General features: G+C 70.0%; 17 protein-coding genes and 1 pseudogene. 6 read left to right on the plus strand and 12 right to left on the minus strand.

The features are described from left to right. Positions 1 to 39: 39 nt before the first annotated feature. Entirely contained in the window at positions 40 to 789 is a 750-nt protein-coding gene (locus tag B1H19_RS33750) for a TetR/AcrR family transcriptional regulator (protein ID WP_418361491.1), read from the plus strand. 374 nt (positions 790 to 1,163) lie between these two features. Then, positions 1,164 to 2,681 carry a S53 family peptidase gene (locus tag B1H19_RS33755; RefSeq protein WP_083108689.1) on the plus strand — a complete coding sequence of 506 codons (1,518 nt, stop codon included), beginning with the start codon at positions 1,164 to 1,166 and terminating at the stop codon, positions 2,679 to 2,681. A gap of 168 nt (positions 2,682 to 2,849) precedes the next feature. Here the strand turns inward: B1H19_RS33755 and B1H19_RS33760 are convergent, their stop codons facing one another. The 3 genes from B1H19_RS33760 to B1H19_RS33770 all read right to left on the minus strand — a co-directional run bounded on the left by B1H19_RS33760 (position 2,850) and on the right by B1H19_RS33770 (position 5,990). Next, the gene (locus B1H19_RS33760; RefSeq protein ID WP_159028206.1) at positions 2,850 to 4,196 is read right to left on the minus strand and encodes an MFS transporter; all 1,347 of its coding nucleotides are present in this window, start codon (positions 4,194 to 4,196) and stop codon (positions 2,850 to 2,852) included. A gap of 350 nt (positions 4,197 to 4,546) precedes the next feature. Further along, positions 4,547 to 5,476, minus strand: a complete 930-nt coding sequence (locus B1H19_RS33765) for an aminoglycoside phosphotransferase family protein (protein WP_083108691.1) — start codon at positions 5,474 to 5,476, stop codon at positions 4,547 to 4,549. Positions 5,477 to 5,582: 106 nt separating this feature from the next. Then, positions 5,583 to 5,990 (minus strand): VOC family protein, encoded by a 408-nt coding sequence (locus tag B1H19_RS33770; RefSeq protein ID WP_083108692.1) that lies wholly within the window; start codon positions 5,988 to 5,990, stop codon positions 5,583 to 5,585. Between the two features lie 76 nt (positions 5,991 to 6,066). Here B1H19_RS33770 and B1H19_RS33775 point away from each other — a divergent pair, with 76 nt between their 5' ends. Further along, positions 6,067 to 6,534 carry a MarR family winged helix-turn-helix transcriptional regulator gene (locus tag B1H19_RS33775; RefSeq protein ID WP_083108693.1) on the plus strand — a complete coding sequence of 156 codons (468 nt, stop codon included), beginning with the start codon at positions 6,067 to 6,069 and terminating at the stop codon, positions 6,532 to 6,534. Positions 6,535 to 6,546: 12 nt separating this feature from the next. On the opposite strand, the pseudogene B1H19_RS33780 reads toward B1H19_RS33775, so the two are convergent. Continuing rightward, positions 6,547 to 6,681, minus strand: a pseudogene (locus B1H19_RS33780) (GNAT family N-acetyltransferase); the annotation flags it as partial. A 177-nt stretch (positions 6,682 to 6,858) separates the two neighbouring features. Between B1H19_RS33780 and B1H19_RS33785 the strand changes: the two are divergent. Next, complete coding sequence (locus B1H19_RS33785) at positions 6,859 to 7,998, plus strand: hypothetical protein (protein ID WP_237289656.1); 1,140 nt, start codon at positions 6,859 to 6,861, stop codon at positions 7,996 to 7,998. 192 nt (positions 7,999 to 8,190) lie between these two features. On the opposite strand, the gene B1H19_RS33790 is transcribed toward B1H19_RS33785, so the two are convergent. The 3 genes from B1H19_RS33790 to B1H19_RS33800 form a co-directional block, all read right to left on the minus strand. After that, entirely contained in the window at positions 8,191 to 9,177 is a 987-nt protein-coding gene (locus B1H19_RS33790) for a C1 family peptidase (protein ID WP_083108694.1), read from the minus strand. A 199-nt stretch (positions 9,178 to 9,376) separates the two neighbouring features. Then, positions 9,377 to 9,985 (minus strand): CAP domain-containing protein, encoded by a 609-nt coding sequence (locus B1H19_RS33795; RefSeq protein WP_083108695.1) that lies wholly within the window; start codon positions 9,983 to 9,985, stop codon positions 9,377 to 9,379. 182 nt (positions 9,986 to 10,167) lie between these two features. Continuing rightward, positions 10,168 to 11,820, minus strand: a complete 1,653-nt coding sequence (locus B1H19_RS33800; RefSeq protein WP_237289657.1) for a sigma-70 family RNA polymerase sigma factor — start codon at positions 11,818 to 11,820, stop codon at positions 10,168 to 10,170. A 349-nt stretch (positions 11,821 to 12,169) separates the two neighbouring features. Between B1H19_RS33800 and B1H19_RS33805 the strand changes: the two genes are divergently transcribed. After that, a complete protein-coding gene (locus B1H19_RS33805; protein WP_083108696.1) occupies positions 12,170 to 13,534 on the plus strand; it encodes a cytochrome P450 in 1,365 nt (454 codons plus the stop codon). Positions 13,535 to 13,550: 16 nt separating this feature from the next. Here the strand turns inward: B1H19_RS33805 and B1H19_RS33810 are convergent, their stop codons facing one another. From B1H19_RS33810 to B1H19_RS33820, 3 genes are all read right to left on the minus strand, one after another. Next, positions 13,551 to 14,051, minus strand: a complete 501-nt coding sequence (locus tag B1H19_RS33810; protein ID WP_083110034.1) for a GNAT family N-acetyltransferase — start codon at positions 14,049 to 14,051, stop codon at positions 13,551 to 13,553. Positions 14,052 to 14,156: 105 nt separating this feature from the next. Beyond that, positions 14,157 to 15,227, minus strand: a complete 1,071-nt coding sequence (locus B1H19_RS33815; RefSeq protein ID WP_237289659.1) for a trypsin-like serine peptidase — start codon at positions 15,225 to 15,227, stop codon at positions 14,157 to 14,159. A 218-nt stretch (positions 15,228 to 15,445) separates the two neighbouring features. Beyond that, entirely contained in the window at positions 15,446 to 16,024 is a 579-nt protein-coding gene (locus B1H19_RS33820) for a TetR/AcrR family transcriptional regulator (RefSeq protein ID WP_083108698.1), read from the minus strand. Between the two features lie 79 nt (positions 16,025 to 16,103). Between B1H19_RS33820 and B1H19_RS33825 the strand changes: the two genes are divergently transcribed. Beyond that, a complete protein-coding gene (locus tag B1H19_RS33825) occupies positions 16,104 to 16,706 on the plus strand; it encodes a dihydrofolate reductase family protein (protein WP_083108699.1) in 603 nt (200 codons plus the stop codon). A gap of 207 nt (positions 16,707 to 16,913) precedes the next feature. On the opposite strand, the gene B1H19_RS33830 is transcribed toward B1H19_RS33825, so the two are convergent. After that, positions 16,914 to 18,890 carry a collagenase gene (locus tag B1H19_RS33830; protein ID WP_083108700.1) on the minus strand — a complete coding sequence of 659 codons (1,977 nt, stop codon included), beginning with the start codon at positions 18,888 to 18,890 and terminating at the stop codon, positions 16,914 to 16,916. Positions 18,891 to 19,036: 146 nt separating this feature from the next. Further along, positions 19,037 to 20,005, minus strand: coding sequence for a LysR family transcriptional regulator (locus B1H19_RS33835; RefSeq protein ID WP_083108701.1), 969 nt, complete (start codon positions 20,003 to 20,005; stop codon positions 19,037 to 19,039). Between the last annotated feature and the right edge of the window lie 70 nt (positions 20,006 to 20,075).

Genomic DNA, 20,075 nt, shown 5'->3' on the forward strand with positions numbered 1-20,075 from the left:
TGGTTGGATGGCCGCCGACAGGAGTGAGGAGAGAACGTCGTGGCCCGTACAGGCTCATCCGGCCGCCGTGCCGGTGTGGATCCCGAGGTGCTGTGGTCGCAGGCCGAACGCCCGCGGCGGGGCAGGCCGCCCGCGCACAGCCGCGCCGAGATCACCGCCGAGGCCGTCGCCCTCGCCGACACCGAGGGGCTCGCGGCGGTCACGATGCGCGCGGTCGCGGCCCGGATCGGGGCCGGGACGATGTCCCTCTACAGCTACGTCCCCAACAAGGAGACGCTGCTGGAGCTCATGATCGACCACGTGAGCGGCGACCACCGGCTGCCGCCCGAACCCTCCGGCGACTGGCGCGCCGACCTCCGGGGCATCGCCCACGAGCAGCGCGCGATCATGCGACGCCACCCCTGGCTGCCGGCCGCCCTGCCCGCACGGCAGACCTTCGGCCCGAACACCCTCGCCGTCGTGGAGTACACGCTCGCCGCCCTCGCCCCCGTCGGCCTGGACGCCCCGGCGCGGCTGGAGACCTTCAGCCTGCTCACCGGCTTCGTGGCCAGTCATGTGACGTACGAACTCGCCCAGGAACAGGCCACCGAGGCCGCCGGCCGCACCTCCGGCGAACTCCTCGACGCACAGACTCGCCACCTACGCGCCGCCACCGCCACCGGCGGCTATCCCCATCTCGCCCAGGCCCTGGCGGCCCCGGCCGCCGACCCCGCCGCTCAGGCAGACCCCGAAGCCGTATTCGACCGGCTCCTCAACCGCATGATCAACGGGCTGACGACAGCGGTGTGATCCGTCGTCTGTGCGGCCCGGGGGGCGCATTCACCGCCGAGTTGCCGACGTGGCCAGGGTGTGCTCGTGTGGAGTTAGGCGGGTTCGGGTCGATGCCGACGCCACGCCACGCCTTCTGTTTCCCCGCGTTGCGCTCTTCGAGCCCGCGTGGTGCGCATGGATCCGCCTGTCCAAGAGGACCGCTCTCGCCGGTTTCCGCGAGAGCGGCGTGGGCTGCGCGTATGGCGGCGGGGGACCGATCCCGAGCGCGGCGCGGCTTTGCGGGACGGCTGTCCCCATTGCGGGACAGCAGACCCCAATTGCACGTTCAATGAGCACGATCGGTGAAATCGATGGCTAAGAAATCACTCACACCTCTCGACGGCAGTGAGCGGATGGCAGTTCCTGATGCACGCCATATCGATGAGGTGGACGATGCCCAACAGATCGACGTCACCCTCGTCCTGAAGCGCCGGGAAGAGCTCCCCAAGAGCCTGGTCGAAGGATCCGACACCATTTCGAGCGAGGAATTCGCCGAGCGCTACGGCGCGAATCCCGACGATATCGATCTCGTATGCCGCACCGCGCAGGACCACGGACTGACCGTTCTGAAGACGGACCGGGCGGCGCGCAAGGTGCAGATCTCCGGCACCCTCGGCCAACTGCGGACCGTGGCGGATCCCGGACGGCTGACGTGGGTCCAGAGCACGGATCCCGTCACCGGAAAGTCGACCGAGCACCGCCACCGGGCTGGCACTCTGCGGATCCTGCCCGAATGGAACGGCATAGTGACCGGGGTGTTCGGATTTGACGACCGCCCTCAAGCACGCCCGCATCTGCACCGTAGAGACGCCGCCGCCGGCGACGGAATCTCCTATTCGCCGGATCAACTGGGCAAGCTCTACGACTTCCCGCCGAAGGCCGACGGCACCGGTCAGACAATAGCGGTCGTGGAACTCGGCGGCGGCTTCACGCAGGAGAACCTGAAGAACTACTTCACCGGTCTCGGACTGACGACCCGACCGAGCGTGACCGCCGTCGGCGTGGGCAACGGGCAGAACGCCCCCGACGGACCGGAAGGCGACGACGGCGAGGTACAGCTCGACATCGAAGTGGTCGGTGCGCTGGCACCCGGGGCCAAACAGATCGTCTATTTCGGTGGGAAGGACGACAGAGGATTCATCGACACGGTGAGTGCCGCGGTGCACGCCAACCCTGCCCCGACCGCGGTCAGCATCAGCTGGGGCAAACCGGAGGAGGCATGGACGCCCCAGGCCCGTAACGCGATGGACGCGGCGTTCATGGACGCGGCGGCGCTCGGAGTGACCGTATGCGCGGCCGCGGGCGACCACGGAGCGAGCGACGGAGTCAAGGACGGTCAACCGCACCCCGACTTCCCCGCCACCAGCCCCCACGCCCTCGCCTGTGGCGGCACCCGGCTGGAGGCCGATGCCAAGACCCAGACCATCGACTCGGAAACGGTGTGGAACAACCGCAACGGCTGGGCCAGCGGCGGCGGTTACAGCACCGCCTTCAAGCGGCCGTCCTGGCAGACGTCCGCGGGCAGTCCCGATGGCGTGACGCGTAGGCGCGGCATCCCGGACGTGGCGGGCGACGCCGACCGCGACACCGGATACGAGGTACTGATCGACGGGGAGGAAGCAGTCATCGGCGGCACGAGCGCCGTTGCCCCGCTCTGGGCCGCACTGGCCGCCCGCCTCTCCGAAGCGAAGAACCGCCGCCTCGGTCTGATGCAGCCCCAGTTGTATGCGGGTATCGCGCCTGGCGAGACGGTCGTCGGCTTCCGGGACATCACGGTCGGCGACATCGGCACCTACCAGGCGGGATCGGGCTGGGACGCGTGCACCGGCCTCGGCGTTCCGGTCGGAACGGACCTGTTGACCCGGGTGTAGGGGCCAGGCATCCATGACGTACCCCGTATGCCCGCGTACGCCCGTACGCGGGCATACCGGCGCGCGCATATGCGGTAGTCGGGGTCCTCGACGGTGCGGCGCAGGGCGTGGGCGAGCCGCTCGGCCACGTTCGCCGGCCGCGGCAGCCGAGCCCTCTCACCGGGTCCGTCAATGTAGCGTGCGGCCGGGGGTGGTCGGCCGGTCGGAGTGGGGGGTCGGAGGCGGGTTGTCCTCGGTGTGCGGACCCTCGGGGGTGCGAGTGCGCGGGACGGCGGTGGTCGGGACGGTCGGGAGCCGGAGGGCGGCTGCCGAGGAGACCGCCAGGGCGCAGGCGATGAGGGCGTAGACCGGCCGGTAGCTGCCGGTGGCATCGGTGAGGTGTCCGGTGACGTAGGGGCCGGCGAAGCTGACGAGGCTGCCCAGCGCGTTGACTCCGGCGATGCCGGTTGCCGCGTGGGGGCCGGCCAGGACGCCGGTGCACCTGCTCCAGAAGGCAGGGACGATCGCCAGGCTGCCCGCGACCGTCACGGTCAGCGCGATCACGGTGAGTACGGGCACGTGGGAGAGCGCGGCCAGGGCGGCGGCCTGCGCGGCGACCGCGACGGGCAGCGCGATGACGAAGGTTCGGGAACCGGCCGCTTCGCCGCGGTGGCTCCAGAGGAGCATGGCAGGGGCCGCGACCGCGTACGGGACAGCCGCCAGCGCCGAGACGCCGGAGGTCCCGGCGCCGGGGAAGAGCGCGCTGATGACCTGCGGAAGGAAGAACTGAAGCGAGTACAGGGAGAAGGAGATGCCCGCGTGCACCACGGCGAAGTGCACGGCGCGGCCGATGGTGGCCCGTCCGAACGCGCTGCGCTTCGGCCCGACGGGCGGGGCGTCCTGGGCCAACTGGGCTTCCAGCGCCCGCTGTTGGGGAATCGTCAACCAGGCGGCCTGGCGCGGTGTGTCGGGCAGCAGGCGCAGGGCGGCGACCCCGAGGACGACAGCGGGGACGGCCTCGATCAGGAACATCGACCGCCAGCCGCTGAGGCCGAGGATGCCGGAATGCGCGACCAGTACGCCGGAAGTGGGCAGGCCGATCGCGGTGGAGACGGGAATGGCCAACAGGAAGGCGGCCAGGGCGCGGGTGCGTTGCCGGGCGGGGATCCAGGCGGCCAGGTAGGCGACCACACCGGGGAAGAATCCCGCCTCGGCCACCCCTAGGCAGAACCGGGCCGCGTACAGACCGTGGGCGTCGGTGACGAACGCGGTGGCGGCCGAGCACAGGCCCCAGGTGGTGATCACACAGGCCAGCCAGCGCCGGGCACCGAACCGGCCCAATGCCATGGCCGCCGGCACGTGGAAGACGACATAGCCGACGAAGAAGATCCCGGCGGCCGTTCCGTAGGCGGCGGAACTCAGGTGCAGGTCGGCGTTCATGGCCAGCGCGGCGACGCCGATGTTGGCGCGGTCGAGGAAGTTCACCACGTACAGCACGAACAACACCGGCAACAGGCGCCGCGTCACGGTGCGCACGGCCCTCTCGCCCACTCCCACATCGGCTGCCCCGCCCGCCGCTTCTTCCCCTTCAGCGTTTGTCTCCACTCCGGTTGCCATGGGTCGCTGCCTCCGCTCCACCGATCGCCTCGTCCCTCGTCCTTCAATGAAGCCGATGGACAAGGGCGGTGCGTGCGGCACGAGCGACGCGGCATGCCAGGCAACCCGAACGGGTGCGGTGCTGACCCCATTCGGCGTCGGAATTCGGCGTCGGATCGGCAGGATCGCGGAAGCGTTCCGGGCGGGATCAGGGATTAGGGACTAGGGATGAGGGATCAGGGGTGCGGGATGCCGCACCTCTTCGCGGCAGCCAGTCCCCGCAGGCAGCGTCACGGCTCCGTGAGCAACTCCGCCAGGCGATCGGCGAATTCGATGAGCCAGTCCGCCTGTGAGCCACTGCGGCCCATCCGGAATCCGTGACGGCGGCCCCAGAATGCAGCCTGAACGGCATGGAACTGGGCCCACCGCTGGACGTCGCCGCGATCCAGCTCCGCGGCCTCGGCGAAGACATCCAGGACGCGATGGACGGCCTTGCGCGGATCGTCCGCTCCGAGGAGCGTCAGCGCACGCGACTTGAGCAGCGTGCCGCCGTCGTAAGCCGGGTCACCTGCGTACCCCTTGGGGTCGATGGCCAACCACCCCTCACGGTCGGCGCGCAGGATGTTTCCGGCGTGAAGGTCGCCGTGGATGAGGACGTCCGGCTGGACGCGCCCCAACTCGCGAACGGTCGCCACGGCGGCGTCCACCACGTCACGCGTCAGGACGTGTGTCAGCTCCGCGGCATCCTTGCGCAGTTGCTCCTCCCAGTCATCGGCCCGGTCCCGCAGCCGGGGCAGTCCGAGCGGCGCGGGGACGGCCAGGCGACGACTGATCCGCCCCGCGACGGTCACCACCTCATCGCCGTCTGCGACTTCCGCCAGGGTCGACGTATGACCCCGCTCCAGCAGCATCGCGAAGCGGTCATCGTCGCGCTCATACAGCAGAACGGCCCCGCGCCCACCCCACGCCGCGAACGCGTCCGGCTCATGGACGTTGCCGGGATGCGGAAACGACACCTTCAGCACGGCGGCCCCCGTGTCCCGCCGCCGCACCGGGACGATGACCCCGACACCCCCGTGCATGACCTCGCCGTCGGCCACGCATCCCCAGCGCGCCAGCAGCTCGTCCACGATCCCGGGCAATCCGGCGAGCCACGCCGCCCCCGGCTCGCCTTCCCGCTCGACGGTGCTCCGGGCGAACACCTTTGGTACGGCGATCATTCGGGCACCCTATGCATACGCCGGGCGCCGCCGGACCGTAGGGACCATGTGGCCCCGCTCGCCAGCTGGCAAGACCGACCAGCAGAGGACCGGCCAGCAGCACCTGCTAGTAGGACTGAAGCTCGATCAGGTGGCCGTCGGGGTCCCGCAGGTGGGCGCTGCGCAGGTTCGGGCCCCACTCCGGGCGGTCGGTCGGGCCGATGACGAGGCGGCCGCCGTGGTCCAGGCAGAGGGCCAGTCGCTTGTCCACGTCGTCCACGCGGAAGACGAGCATCGCGGTGTCCTGCGCCGGGCGGGGTTCTGCGGGAAGCGTCCCGGTGCCGATGGTTGCGGCCATCGCGCCGCGGTCGAACAGCACCAGGACGGCCTCGTCGTTGACGTCCCAGTTGGCGTAGGGGCCCTCCGGTGTGCCCTTGACGAGGTTGGCGCCGACCAGCGGCGGCAGGACCGCCTCGTAGAAGCGGAAGCACTCGGCGAAGCGGGTGACGAGCAGACGAGGGTAGAGGGCATCCACGCAGGGCTCCTCGGGTCGGCGGCCGACAGATTAGTGGGTCCGCACCCACTATAGGTGGGCACCTTAGACTCGCACCATGGCCACCGAACGATCCACCCCGCCAACCCTGCTGGACCTCAGCACCTACCTGCTCTCCCGGGTCGGCAAGACCGCCCGCGGCCTCATGGCCGGACGGCTGGCCGAACGTGGTCTGCGACTGTGGGACATGGCGGTCCTCGCCGCGCTGGCCGACTTCGGGTCGCATGCGCAGCGCGATCTGGTGGTCCGGCTGGGCGTGGACCCGAGCGATATGGCCAAGGCGGTCGACCAGTTGGCCGCCGCCGGATACGTCGACCGGGCACGCGACACGGCGGACCGGCGGCGGGTCTCCGTCTCCATCACCCCGGCCGGGCGGGCCGTTCTGGCGGACCTGAACGCCGAGGCACGAGCCGTCCAGGCCAAGGTGCTCGCGCCGCTGGACACGAAGGAACGCCGACTCCTCCAAGGGCTGCTGCTACGCGTCCACGAAGGGTTGCCGGGCGCCGATGGTGAGAACGACGGGTAAACGCCGCCTGGATCAGCCGACGGTCCGGCGATACACCTGCCGCGAACCGCCTTCCGGACCCGGATCGGCGACCTCGGCCGGGCCGAAACCGAGGCGCTCGTAGAAGACGCGTGCACCGCTGGCGACTGCGCCGGGGTGGTCGGCCCCGGGGGCCAGATGCCGGCCCACAGAGTCGCTCCGCTCTGCGTCCACCGCATCAGGGGCGGTTCCTTGCCCGGCTGCGGGTGAACGACGGCACACGCTTATTTATCCTCTATATCCGGTATATTCCGTATATCCCGCTGTCCACAGACAACCAACGGCGCCATACCGCCATCTCTGCCTATGACCAAGCACATGCACATAGGGGTGACGATGAACTGGTCCAGGCGGGTGGGACTTGTGGCGGCCGGTCTTGTGCTCTGCGGGTGTAGTCATGGGGCGGGTGCGACCGGGGCGGCGCCGAGCCCGGGCGCGTCGGGCCCCGGCGCGCACAAGGGCGCGGGCGGCGACGCGAGCAAGCCCTCGCACGCGCCCACGCTGTCCGCCCATCCCGAGTTGGTCCTGAGCGGTAACCTCGACGCCCGCCCGGGGCAACTGGTCAGCATGCGGCTCGATTTCATCTCCCGCGCCCAAGGGCACGACGCGGTGATCGCCCACTCGCCGGCGTTCGGTGGGCCCGTACGGTTGCGCTGGCGGGACGACGCCTCCTACGGGGCCACGCACCCCCTCGCGATGACGGACAAGCCCGGCTGGTACCCGCTCTCGGTTTCCGTCGCGGGCCGCACCGTCGCTCGCGACAAGATCCACGTGGTGCGTTCCCGGCGCCCGTCGTTCACCCTGACGTTCGGCTCGGAGGTAGCCCGTCCCGGGGAGCCGGTATGGCTGAACTTCGACGACCTGTACCCAGGTGAGCGGGGCAGCGACTTCACCGTACGGTCCGCGGCTCTGCACCGGCCCGTGCGTCTCGCCCGCGACGAGCGGTACGACGGCAACCCCCGCTATTTTGTGGCCGGAACGGAGCTCAAACCCGGTCTGGCGGACGGCACGTACACCTTCGCCGTGTACGGCCCGAACGGCCATCGCATCGCCGAGAAGCGACAGAAGGTCCGTGCGGCCCGCCCCGGCGACTCCGACTACCTCGGCAAGGTGCGCGGCCCCGACCTCTACGCCCCGGGCACCTACGCCGACAGCCCGCACCGGCGCGAATTCAAGGTGCGCCCCGGAGGGCAGGTCGCGGTCATGTGGCACGACGTGAATCCGGACCCGGGCGAGGAGACGCGGCTGACCGCCACCTCCCCGGCGTTCACGCACGTACTCCACCTCGACCGCGATGGTGGCAAGTCCGCCGATGGCGACGACCCGCGTTACTTCAACACGGCCACCATCCGTGCCGGCCTCAAGCCGGGCCGCTACCCCGTGACGGTGGTCGCCCACCACGGCCGGGTGAAGAAGGTCGGCTACGTGATCGTGACGGAGCGGTAGGGGGCCGGTCAGCGGGTGGTCGGTTGCCGTTGGGCGTGGGCGAGGAGGAATCGCTGCCGGAGGTGCATGACGTGATCAGGACCGCGGCAATTGCCGTCGCCGGCACGGTTCTTCCCGGTCGTGCTCGGGCGCGCTCGCGAAAGGCCGGGCCCCTGAGGGCCCGGCCATCAGCTCTGCGCGACGCTGAACCGCTCAGCGCTTGACGAGCTTGCCGACCGCGTTGGCTTCCCATGCCTGGTCGGCCAGGAACTTCCAGGACAGGTTGACGAATCCGTGGTCGGCCCAGCCGGAGCCCCAGGAGTTCTCGATCTTCACACCCTTGCTGGTGTAGCCGACGATGGTGAGCGCATGGCCCCCGACCTCGGGATCGCCGGCCGCCGGGTAGTAGGAGTACGACTTGGACTGCTGCGGGGTGATGTCGAAGAAGCTGTTGTGCACCGGGATGGCGATGACGACGGGCTCACCCTTGGCCAGGGCGGCCTTCACATCGGCCTTGATCTGGCTGCCGGTGTGCAGGGGCGTGTAGCCGGTCAGCTTCCACTTCGCCGCGTTGCGCTGTTCGCCGGCGGTCGGCTGCGTGGTGTAGTCGAAGTCCCCCTGCCAGTAGTGGGACTTGGAGTCGATGCCCTGTTGCTTGGCGATGCCGAGGTGGGCGCCCAGGGACGTGCCTATGTTCTGTCCCTTGGTGATCTGGCTGTAGGTGTACATGGGCGCTTGGGGGCCACCGGAGATCTTCTGCTCGTGCTCCAGGACGCTGTAGGCGGTGTAGTCGACGGCCCAGGCGGCGCAGGAGCCGACCTGCCCTTGGTTGCCGGGCCGGGCCGTGTATCTGGTCAGGTCCACGGCGGTCGGAAGTGTCGCCTTCTTGGTGGTACGCGCCGCACCGACGGGGGTGCCGGGTGCGATGGCCGCCAGTCGCGGCTGAAGCGGCTTGTCGAGCACGGCCTTTCGCCATGTGTCGTGGGACGGCACGGCGCCGGTGGCGTACCGGTGGTGGGGCTGGTGCGCGGCCGTGCGGGGTGCCTGGGACGCCTTGGCCGCCGCTTGGTCGTGCGGATCCGCGGTGCTCGCGTTCGAGACACCGACGGTCACGGCGCCGATCGCACCGGCCGCCGCCACGGCGACCGCCGCACGGGACTTGCCGCTCATCCGGGTCCAGCGGTGGGAACCAGGGCTCATCGATGTACTCCTTGGGATGGGGGTGATACCGGGGTGGGGGAGGGGAGAGGGGGAGGGAGGCGGGGAAGGCGGTATGGCAGGGACCTGACATCTGCGGATGCCGATCCGCCGACACATGCGTAGTCCGTTGCGGGGTGTCCGTTGCCGGTTGTCGGCTGTCGGCCGTGCGCCCGCCCCGTCTATCGGCCTGGTGCAGGGCTCAGTTGGAGAAGTCCTGCGTCATCCAGACGATGCCGTGCGCGTCCCGGTGAACGGCGATGCCGATGTGGAGGAAACTCCGGCTGAGGATGTTCTGCCGGTGGCCGTCGTTCGGCGGCTTCTCGGCCAGCATGTCCCGGGTCAGACCGACCGCGGCCGCGGCGATCCGGGCGCGTGCAGGCCCCGACGACGCCTCGCCGATGTTCTCTCCGGCCGCGTTCCAGTGCACGCCCGCGGCCGTCTCCCGGTCGCCCAACGAGGGCTCTCCGGGGCACTGGTGGGACAGTCCGCACCCGTTGGCCATCTGCTGGTTGTGCCGCGTCGCGCTGCGGGTGAGCCCGTGCGTGACGGTGTAGGGCGGCAGATGCTGGGCGGCACGTGCCCGGTTGATCGCGGTCAGGACCTCGCGGGTGGGGGACGGGGAGTGGGCCTTGCCCTTCACCGTGTGGCTCGTCTGGGAGGCCCTGGCGGCCGCCTGGTCGTGAGGTGCGGAGGTGCTCGCGTTCGAGACGCCGACGGTCACGGCAGCGATCGCGCCGGCCGCCGCCACGGCGATCGCCGTACGGGACTTGACACTTATTCGGGACCAGCGGTGGGAACCACGACTCATGTCGTACTCCTTCCGGTGTGCGTGTGGGGGGAGAGAGTTCGAAGACCTGGGAGGCCATCGCGTCGGGAAATTCGCCGACACCTGGGGAGACCCGGCGGGCCGGTCCGGATAACCGAAAACCCGCGACTTTCTGCGATGTGATCCGCGCAACACCACCGCGGGGGCGCGAGGCCCCAGCCGGATCAGTCCGAAAAGTCCTGCGTCATCCACACCATCCCCCGGGCATCCCGGTAGACGGAGATCCCGATGTGGTGGAACGTCCCGCTGAGCAGGTTCTGCCGGTGGTAGTCGTTCGGCGGCTGTTCGTCGAGCATGGCGCGGGTCAGGCCGACGGCGGCCGACGCGATCTGGGCGGGCTCGGGGCCGGACGACGCGTCGCCGATGTTCTCTCCGGCCGCCTGCGGGGTGACCCCCTGCGCTCTCTCCCGGTCGTCGAACGGGGCCTCGCCGGGGCATTGGTGGGACAGGCCGCACCCGTTGGCCATCTTCGTGCTGTGGTCCTGTGCGCTACGGCCGAGCCCGGACGTGAGGGTGTAGGGGGGCAGTTGGTGGGCGGCGCGGGCCTGGTTGATCACGGCGAGGACCTGCTGGGCGGCGCCCGACGTCCCCCTGGCCTCCTGGCGCGAGGCGGCAGAACCGGTCCGCGACGGTCGGGATGCCTGCGGTTGGCTCCGGCTGGGCGTGGGCACCGGCTTCCCGCTCGGTGTCCGGGACGGGCGGGGCGAGGCCGTGTGGGAGGGACGGGGGAGCGGGGTGGCGCTGAGAGTGGCCGACGGGGCGGAGGGGTGGGGACGGGCCTGAGGCGGCCCCTCGGGGGCGTCGTCGCCGTCGGGAAAGGCGAGCACCAGGCAGAGGACACCGGCGGCCACGGCAGTGGTCCCCACCCATTGGCCCCGTAGCCCACGGTGACCCCACGACCGCCACCCGCCGGCGGTGGGCAGGCCGGCCGCCGATTGCTGGGCCGTCGCCCCGCCCCACGTCCCTCCGAGGCCGCCGCCCGCCGATGTGACGTGGGCCGCGGTGGCGACGGCCGCCGTGCCGTGCCCACCCGCGGCGCCCCACGCCGCCAACAGCCCCACGGCCGGCGGCACCAGTCCGAGCCCCACCAGCAGCCCCTCTGCGGGGACCAGATCCACCGAGTGCCCGGAACACGTCAAGCACTCCCGGGCGTGCCGGGATATCCGCTTACGCCACAATGCGGAGGGAACCCCGTCCCACCGCTCCACCAGCGCCCCCAGCTCCCCGCACCGCGGCTCCGCCGACAACGCCCGGGTCACCACCCGCGCGGTCTCCAGCTGGCTCTTCATCCGCTGCACCCGCACCGCGGTGTGCTGCACCGACAGCTCCATGGCGGCGGCAACCTCCGCCCGGGAGAGCTCGCCCGCGGCCTCCAGCCACCACAGCGACAGCAGCGCACGGTCGTTCTCGTCCAGCCAGCGGGTCGCCTCGGCCACCTCCTGCCGCTGACCGGAAAGCCCGAGCCGCGCGATCGTCACATTGACGAAGTCGGCCGCCGGATCCGCCAGATCGACGGCATCGTGCAGCCCGTCACCCTGGACCACCCGCTGCTTCTCCCGCCAGTGGGAGCGCACCTGGTTCATCGCCACGGCCACCAGCCACGAGCGGAAACTGTGGCGCTCACGCAGACCGCCGATGCCCTCCAGCATCCGCAGCATGGTCTCCTGCACGACGTCATCGACATCGGCATGACCGTGGAGCGCCCGGCCGACGATGTTGTACACCAACGGCAAATACCCGGCGACCAGATCGTCCTGCGCCCGCTGATCCCCCTCCTGAGCAGCTGCGACGGTCGCAGCGCCGGGTATTCGGTCCACTCGGTCCACGCTTTCCAAGCCTTCCAGTCCTTCCCGGGTCTTCATGAAGGGGTCCAATCCGAGTTCATGGCGGCGGTCCGACACCTCGGAGACGCCGAGGCGGCGACCGGATAACAGAAAACCGGCACCCGTATCCGTTCCGGCGAAAGGGTAGAGGGGAGGGGGCGGGGACTCTCGGGGGACCGTAGTGGTCCCGATCCTGTGCGGTCCCGTTCCTGGGGGCTTGCCCGGAATTCGGCCCGTCGGAATTCCTCCGTGGCGGATGCGTACCCTCCGCTCCTGTCCGTACAGTCACGTACAGCAACGCTCCGTCAGGACCAAGTCCAACGGCTGAACCAGGAGAAGCAACGTGGCCACCGAAGCCAGCCTCGGCCCCCTCCCGCACGCTTCCGGAACGGGGCGGCCGGTCCCCGAAGCGGAGCCCGCGCTCGTGGAACGGTGGCGTTCCGGGGGAGGGGAACTGGTCGATCTGCTATCCCAGGTGCGCGAGGGGCTGGGCGGAGTTGCCGCGTTCCGTCTCGGGCCGGACCGCACCGTCCTCGTCACCGATCCGCACGCGGTCCAACACGTCCTCGCCCGGCACGCGGACCAGTACGTCAAGCGCTCCCACCGTGCCCGTCCGCTGATCGGCGACGGCGTCGTCGCCGCCACCGGCGAGGCGTGGAAGCGGCAACGCCGCCTGCTGCAATCCCAGTTCACCGGTACCGGCATGCGCCGCTACGAACAGCGGATCGGCGAGGCCGCCCGGATCACGGCCGAACGCTGGGCCGGATACGCCCGCACCGGACAGACCCTCGACGTCGGGCAGGAGATGCGCCGCTTCGCCCTCGACACCATCTGGCGCTCCCTCACCGGCCACCCCCTCGATGACGAGACCGAGCGCGAACTGGGCTCCGTGGCGACCGTGGTCGCCGCCCTTCCGACGCTGCCCGCCGACGGCGCCGACGCCCGGGACGCCGTCGCCGCCGACCTCGCCCGGATCGACGCGGTCGCCCGGCACGCCATCGAGGCCGCCCGCAGCGAGGCGCCCGGCCCCGACGGCCCGGGGCTGCTGCACGTGCTGGTCGACGCCGCCGCCGAGCGCCCCGAGTACACCGACCAGTTGATCCGCGACGAGCTGATCACGCTGCTCGTGGCGGGGCACGAAACCACCGCCACCACCCTGACCTGGCTCTACCTGCTGCTCGACCGGTACCCCGCCACCCGCGAACAGGCCCTCGCCGCCGGCGGCGAAGGATCACCGCAACGCCGCCAGGCCATCCAGGCCCTGATCCACGAAACGCTCCGGCTCTACCCGTCCGCCTGGATCATCCCGCGCCACGCCACCGAGGATGACACCGTCGCGGGCTACGCCATCGAGGCGGGCACCGACATCCTGGTCTGCCCCTACCTCACCCACCGCGACCCCGAACTGTGGCCGGACCCAGAGCGCTTCGACCCCCGGCGCTTCACCACCTCGGACGGCCGCCCCACCCACCCGGGCGCCTACCTCCCCTTCGGCATCGGCCCCCGCGCCTGCCTCGGCCTGCAATTCGCACTCCGCGAATCGACGGTCCTCCTCGAACACCTGCTGCCGGCCCACACCCCGGCCTTCCGCTCCCTCCCCACGAAGGCCGCGTACAGCATCACCGTCCGGCCCGACGGTCCCACGCCCGCAACCCTGCAACCGAAGGCCGACGCCGACCGCCCGGACCGGTCCCAGCCGTCCGCGTGACGGTCGCCGCCCGCCGTCAGCGGACACGGTCGGCGGCCGGGCGGACGCGGACCATGGTGAACTCCCCGTCCGCCCCCGGGGCTTCGGCCGAGCCCGATGCCGCCTCACGCCGGAACCCGTGACGGGCGTAGAGCCGTTCGGCCGCACCGTTGCCCTCTATCACGCGCAGCCGCACCTCTGCGAAGCCGTGCTCGTCGGCCCAGCCGAGCGCGGCCCGCACCAGCAGGTCGGCCGCGCCGGTACCCCGCGATGCGGGCCGTACCCACATGGAGATCAGGTCGGCGGCGCGCGGACCGACCGGAACGACACCGACCAGACCGCACGGCGCGCCGTCCTCCTCGGCGAGGAACTGGCTGCGGCCCGCCAGCCGCAGCCGCCACCGCTCCTCGGAGAGGGATTCCTCGTGGCTCAGCGTGGACCCGAACGCCTCCGGAGCGTCCGTGAGGGCGGCGATCCGGACCGCACGGCACAACCGCCAGTCGTCGGGGTCCAGGGTGCGTACGGTGAGTGCGGTCATGGCCAGACCGTGACACATCCCGGCATGGAGCTCAACTTGCGTGGCGGGCCCGCCGTGGCGTAGGGCCCGCCATGCCCTTTCTGGGCGCCAACGCGCCCCATTCGCTTACTCGTTGGCGAACTTGCGGCTCATGGCCTCGAAGACCTGCTGTGCCTCGGGGCCCAAATGTGGGCCCACCAGCATGGTGTGGCCAGGGCCAGTGAGAGAGGTGTTGGACACAAGGGTCAGCTTGCCGTTGTGGTTGTCGAGCCAGCCGCCGCCGGACGAACCGGCGGTCATCGTGCAGCCGATGACGTCCATGTCGGGTGTGCCCTGCTGCATGTTGACGTGGCTCGGGCGGCTCAGACAGCTCATCATTCGCGCGCCGTCGAAGGGCGCAGCGCTGGGGTATCCAACCGCCGTGACCGGGCCGAGGCCCCGGCCGGTGGGAGCGTTGAACGCTACCTGGGCGGCCGCGCCGACCGTTTCCTGGAGGGACCTGCCGGTGTTGTTCTCCGGCCTGACATGCAGTACGGCGAAGTCATAGGCGGAGCCGGCGCTGGCGCGCGGGCCACCCATTTTGATCCATTCGTTGGAGGTGATGCTCCAGTCGGCCCAGAATTTGCCGTATGGCGCGATCTCCTGGGCGGGCGTGTTGCCGACCTGGTTCATCGGCACGCCATTGTGGTTGTACGACGGCACGAAGACGATGTCACGCATCCAGCTGCCGTTCTTGCCGGAGTGGACACAGTGGCCTGCGGTCCACACCAGGTTGGACCTGCCCGGGTGTGCCGGGTCCTCGACGACCGTGCCGGAGCAGGCCGTCGGCCCCTCGGGGCCATCGAAGACGAGCTTGCCGACCGGGGCCATGTGACGTTCGTACGGGCGGGCGATCTCTTGGGCGGTGACCGGCCTCGGCGGCGGGTTGGAGGCATCGTTCTGGCGGCCGAGCCTACCGTCCCGTATGCCGATGTCCGGAGCGCCCATAGCCTGCGCCAGCCGCTTCGCCCCCCAGTGCCCCTTGTCGATCGGATTGGAGAAGTCCGGCGCCTTGTCCGCACCGCCGGTCGGCTGCTGGCTCGCGGCGGACGAACTGCCCGGCGACGCCGAGACGTTGCTGTGGCCGGGCCCGCACGCGGTGGCGGTGAGGGCGAGCAGCGAGGCCGCCGCGACGGCAGCCGCGGTGGAACGGCGCATACGACGGATGCGCGATATGAGCGGTATAGGTGACTTGACTGGCATGGAGCGATTCCCCCTGGTACGTACCGGTGACGGCTGTGCGCCGTGCGACTGTCATGCCCCTGCTGGAGGCGCGCTCTACTATGCCGTCACTCCGCGACGACCGTGCGCGCAGGTCCCGAGCCCCAGCGCTGAACGCCGCGGCCGGAGCCATCCGGGGCTGAACCCGTGGCCGCCTACCCCGCCGCCACGATGCGCTCGACCGCGGCTGTCACCAGCTGGTCGCGTTCCGCCTCCGTGAGGACGTCGGGCAGGGTGAGTTGTTCGACGATCAGCCAGTTCAGGGTCAGGTAGAGGAGTTTGACGGCCATGGCGTCGCCGGGGAGGCCGGAATCCTCGTGGTAGGCGATATTGGCGTCGAGGTCGGCGCGGACGCGGTCGGTGAGTACCTTGCGCAGTTCGGGGCGGCGGGTGGCTTCGAGGCGGAGTTCGAGCAGGGCGAGGTAGCCGGTGCGGAAGGACGCGATGCGGCTGACGAGTTCGCGCATCAGCTCTGCGTAGGTTTCGCGGTCGCGGCCCGCTGTCCGTTGGCGGTCGATCGTCGCCTCGTCGGGCTGGAGCCGTTCGTAGACGCGGGCGCCGGCCTGGGTGAGCAGGTCGTCGCGGTTGGCGAAGTAGTTGGATGCGGTGCCGGGGGGTACGGCGGCATCGGTGTCCACCGCGCGGAAGGTCAGCCCGCGCGCGCCCTCGCGGGCCAGCACCTCGATCGCGGCATCCACGAGGGCGGCCCGCCGCTGCTCGTTCCGTCGCGCCATTGACACCACTCCATCTGTAGTACTAAGTTCCCGTCCGTCAAACCACTTCAGGCAGAGTACTACGTATGGAGTCGTTGGAATGCGAAAGCTCGTGTACTACGTCGCTGTCACGCTCGACGGGCGCATTGCCGGCCCCGATGGCGAGTACGACTTCTTCCCCGCCGGCGATGAGCAGCAGGCCGCCGCCTACGCCGCCTGGACCAACGCGCTGTACCCGGAGACCGTCCCGACCGCCCACCGCCCCGCCGTCGGCCTCGTCGACGCGCCCAACCGGCGCTTCGACACCGTCGTCATGGGCCTCGGCACCTACCGGCCCGCCCTCGACGCGGGGATCACCAGTCCGTACGCGCATCTGCGCCAGTACGTCGTGTCCAGCACCCTCAAGCCCGATACGGACCCGGCCGTCACCGTCGTCCCGGGCGACCCGCTCGCCCTCGTCCGCGAGCTCAAGCAGGAGAGGAAGGAGGACGGTGAGGGGCTGGACATCTGGCTCTGCGGCGGCGGCAGGCTCGCGGGCGCCCTGCTGCCCGAGATCGACGAACTGGTGATCAAGAACTACCCGGTGGTCGCCGGTGCCGGGATCCCGGCCTTCGACGGTGCCTTCGATCCCACCGCCTTCGACGTCTCCGAGCGCACCGCCTTTCCCAACGGTGTCACTCTGACCCGCCTGACCCGCCGCTAGTCGGGCGTTCGTCGGAGAGGGCGGGTGGGGAGGGGGGCGGGGCGACCGGTACGGCATGAGGCTCCTGACCAGGGCCACTCGGGCTTTGCCGAGGGGGAGTTGGGTCAGGAGCCTCATGTCTGTGCCCGTTCTGTGCCCGTTCTGTGCCCGTGCCTCGTGCCTCACGAGCCGTGCGCCGTGCCGGGTGCGGTTCGGCCGCTCAGTGCGTCACCGGGTCTTGGAGCCGCAGGCGCCGGATGCGCAGGCGGTGAGCCAGGTGTCGAAGTCGGCGTCGTAGCGGGTGCCGATGTCGGTGTTGTAGACGGCGTAGCCGCCTTGGTAGTCGCCCGTCCGGAAGTGCCCGAGCATCTTGGCGACGTCGTCCGGGTGCTTCTCGAACATATAGCGGACCGCGAGGTAGCCCCAGGGGTAGGTGCGGGTCACATCGCTGTTCGCGTACGTGCCCTGGAAGAGCGTGCTCAGCTTGTACGTGTGTTTTCCGGCCTCGGACACGGCCTCGGTGTCCGTCTTGCCGCGGTAGCCGTACGACACGTACTCGGCGAGCCCCTCGATCCACCAGACGTCCGGGACCGACGTCTGCTGGGTGAAGTCGCCCTTCATGTCGTCGCGGGCGTCGAGGTAGTGCGTGTACTCGTGGTTGAGGTTCCAGATCCGGGCCGGGAAGCCGTTGTCGTCGCTCCTCTGGTACATGATGGACATGGGCTGGTTGTCGGGCTTGGTGGGGTCCCCGATCATGGTGATGCCGCCGTTGTCCGTGTCGACGCCGTAGATCGCCCCGGCATACGTCTGGTAGTCGGTGCGACTGCCGAACACGACGTACTGGATGGTCGATTCGTGCTGGCCGGGGATCGGGCCGTCGTCCTTCACGAGCTTGTGGAAGTACGGGTCCTGCTTCTCCACGCTGGCGCAGGTGGCGGCGAGATCGGCGTCGGTCAGCGCCTGCGCCTTGACGGTGTGCGTCTTGTCGCAGGTGTGGTTGACGGGGAGGGCCGCCTGCATGAGTTGCTTGGCCAGGTCGCAGACGCCGTAGTACGAGCAGTTGTCCTTGTCGTACGAGTCGGCCTGGGAGGCGACCGTGACCCACAGGGGCGCCGTCTTGCCGGTGATCTTCGAGGCGTCCAGCAGGCCCTTCATCAGCGGCCGGACCTTGTCCCTGAGCTCCTGGTGCTCGACGTAACGCGCCACGTTCATACCGGCGTTGGAGTCCAGGTAGGACTTGTCGGTGCCCAGCATGTCCATGTGGTCCCGCGCGAACGAGTTGAGCGTGTCGATGATGCTCGGGTCGGCCGCCACCGCCTTCACATAGTCCGGGTTCCAGTTTCCGCGCCAGAGCGGGGTGTAGACGTTGTTCACCGCCGCCAGCATGCTCGGGATGCCGTCGTAGGAGCCGTTGTACGCGGTGAGCATCGCCTTGTAGACGTTCAGGTAGCGGCCCTGGTCGTTGGCGCTGTCGGTGAGGGTGACGACCTCGCCGAGGACGTCACCGTTCTTCGCAGTGACGTCCTTGGAATGCGCGTTGGCGAAGAAGGCGTCCAGGGCGCCCTGGACGGGTGCCGCCAGGTTCTGGCCGTAGTCGCCGACGTCGTTGGGGTCGTTGGACTGCACGTAGTAGCCGGCGCGCAGGAAGAGCACGAGCTGCAACGTGTTCGCCGAGTTGTCGCCGGGATACGTCGGCGCCGCGTCCTTGAAGGCGTTGGCCACGCTGACCATCTGTTCCTCGCGGAACACGTCGTGCGCGTCCTTGCCGGTGACCGAGAACAGGGTGTTGATGCACTCCGTGGTCGCGGCCTTGACGGCCGTGACCAGTTCGGCTCCGGTCCGGCTGCCGAAGTCGCCGGGGTTGCAGGAGGCCGGGTTCGGGGAGGTCGGATGCGGCGCCGCAGTCGAAGAGGTGGGGGGATTCTTCGCGCTGAGCGGGCGGAGTTGGGTGGGGGAGAGCGGCCGGGCCTGGATGACCGACCGTTGCCCCGCTCCGATGCTCGAACCGGTCGGTGGCGGTATGGAGTGAGGTGGGGGGTGCGGTGTGGTGAGGCTCGCCGGTGCCGGGACCCCCGTCGCGGCTTTGGCGGCGGCGGTCGGCTGGGGCGTGGTGGCCAGCGCCGGCATCGCCAGGAATCCGGCGATCGTAGCGCAGGCTGTCAAGCCGCCGACCACATATCTGGGCAAGGTGAAGCGGTAGCGCATCCCTGCTCCTTTGTGGGGGGTCATATGCGCCTCGGGGACTGGATGAGGCGTGTGCGGCACCTTCTCAGCGCGCACCGGCCGACGACAATGAGGTGTGACATAGCACATGGGACTGACGGGCCATAACCTCGGCTTGTCCCGTCGTGCTACGGCCTGTTCCGTGGGCCCACTCCCCAGTTGCGCGAGGCCCATCTGCGCAGGTGGGGCGATTGGGCGAGGAGGTCGCGGTACGCCGCGGTGGCGGAGCTGATGAGCGTATCCGCCACCTCGTCCGCGTGGCTCTCACGCCGCCAGGCCAGCACATAACGGCACCACAGCGGTGTTCCGTTCAACGGTTTGACGAGAACGCCGGAGACCGGACGGAGCGTGGCCTGCACAACGGAGACCCCGAGACCCTCCGCGATCATGTTCTGCAACTGGAGCTGGTCGCCGAGGAATTCATGCACCGCGGCCGGGGTGAAACCGGCCGACTCGCAGGCCGTGTAGAACACGCCCGGCCAGCCGGCCCCGTCGTCCGGAGTCAGGAACCATGCGTCGTCGGCCAGATCCGCCAACCCGACCTCCATGCAGTGTTTGAGCCGGTGACGCGCCGGCATGGCGACGAAGGACGGTTCGGTGACGATCCCGCGATGCGCCACGGCGGCCGAGTGCACCAGCTCCAGCCCCGGATAGTCGGCCGCGATCGCCGCGTCCACCTCGCCGTCCTCCAGTAGTTGGACGATCTCCGAGGACGGATACACGCTGCTCACCGTGAGCGCGAGGTCGGGCAGACGGCTCCGGAGCCGGACGACCATCCCGGACAGAACCGGAGAATTGGTCGCGGCCAGACGGAGGGGCATGCGCATGCGGGTCACGCTCTCGGCCGGACCGCGTCCTATGGCGTCCGCGCGGGCCAGGACGTCCCGCGCCTGCGCCAGGACCCCCACGCCGTACGGTGTCAGCTCGACGCCCGATATCTTGCGCTCGAACAGCGGCTCCCCGAAATACCGCTCAATACGGCGGAGTTGCGTGCTCATGGCCGGTTGCGAGTACCCCAGCTCCGCCGCGGCCCGTCCCAGACTCCCGGCATCGGCGATCGCGCACAGCGCTCTCAGGTGCCGAAGCTCCAGCTCCATGTGCACACTCCTCCCATCGGGTCAGCGCATCACGGGCATGCCTCGTGCGTCTTGCGCAGGGCAATCCTCG

The sequence above is a fragment of the Streptomyces gilvosporeus genome, from assembly GCF_002082195.1.
GTDB lineage: Bacteria > Actinomycetota > Actinomycetes > Streptomycetales > Streptomycetaceae > Streptomyces > Streptomyces gilvosporeus.

What these genes read in the sequence shown, in the direction of transcription:
- B1H19_RS33755 (WP_083108689.1), top strand. Translation starts at nt 1,164, where the DNA reads ATGGCAGTTCCTGATGCACGCCATATCGATGAGGTGGACGATGCCCAA.
- B1H19_RS33765 (WP_083108691.1), bottom strand. Translation starts at nt 5,476, where the DNA reads ATGATCGCCGTACCAAAGGTGTTCGCCCGGAGCACCGTCGAGCGGGAA.
- B1H19_RS33775 (WP_083108693.1), top strand. Translation starts at nt 6,067, where the DNA reads ATGGCCACCGAACGATCCACCCCGCCAACCCTGCTGGACCTCAGCACC.
- B1H19_RS33785 (WP_237289656.1), top strand. Translation starts at nt 6,859, where the DNA reads ATGACCAAGCACATGCACATAGGGGTGACGATGAACTGGTCCAGGCGG.
- B1H19_RS33790 (WP_083108694.1), bottom strand. Translation starts at nt 9,177, where the DNA reads ATGAGCCCTGGTTCCCACCGCTGGACCCGGATGAGCGGCAAGTCCCGT.
- B1H19_RS33795 (WP_083108695.1), bottom strand. Translation starts at nt 9,985, where the DNA reads ATGAGTCGTGGTTCCCACCGCTGGTCCCGAATAAGTGTCAAGTCCCGT.
- B1H19_RS33810 (WP_083110034.1), bottom strand. Translation starts at nt 14,051, where the DNA reads ATGACCGCACTCACCGTACGCACCCTGGACCCCGACGACTGGCGGTTG.
- B1H19_RS33815 (WP_237289659.1), bottom strand. Translation starts at nt 15,227, where the DNA reads ATGCGCCGTTCCACCGCGGCTGCCGTCGCGGCGGCCTCGCTGCTCGCC.
- B1H19_RS33820 (WP_083108698.1), bottom strand. Translation starts at nt 16,024, where the DNA reads ATGGCGCGACGGAACGAGCAGCGGCGGGCCGCCCTCGTGGATGCCGCG.
- B1H19_RS33825 (WP_083108699.1), top strand. Translation starts at nt 16,104, where the DNA reads ATGCGAAAGCTCGTGTACTACGTCGCTGTCACGCTCGACGGGCGCATT.
- B1H19_RS33830 (WP_083108700.1), bottom strand. Translation starts at nt 18,890, where the DNA reads ATGCGCTACCGCTTCACCTTGCCCAGATATGTGGTCGGCGGCTTGACA.
- B1H19_RS33835 (WP_083108701.1), bottom strand. Translation starts at nt 20,005, where the DNA reads ATGGAGCTGGAGCTTCGGCACCTGAGAGCGCTGTGCGCGATCGCCGAT.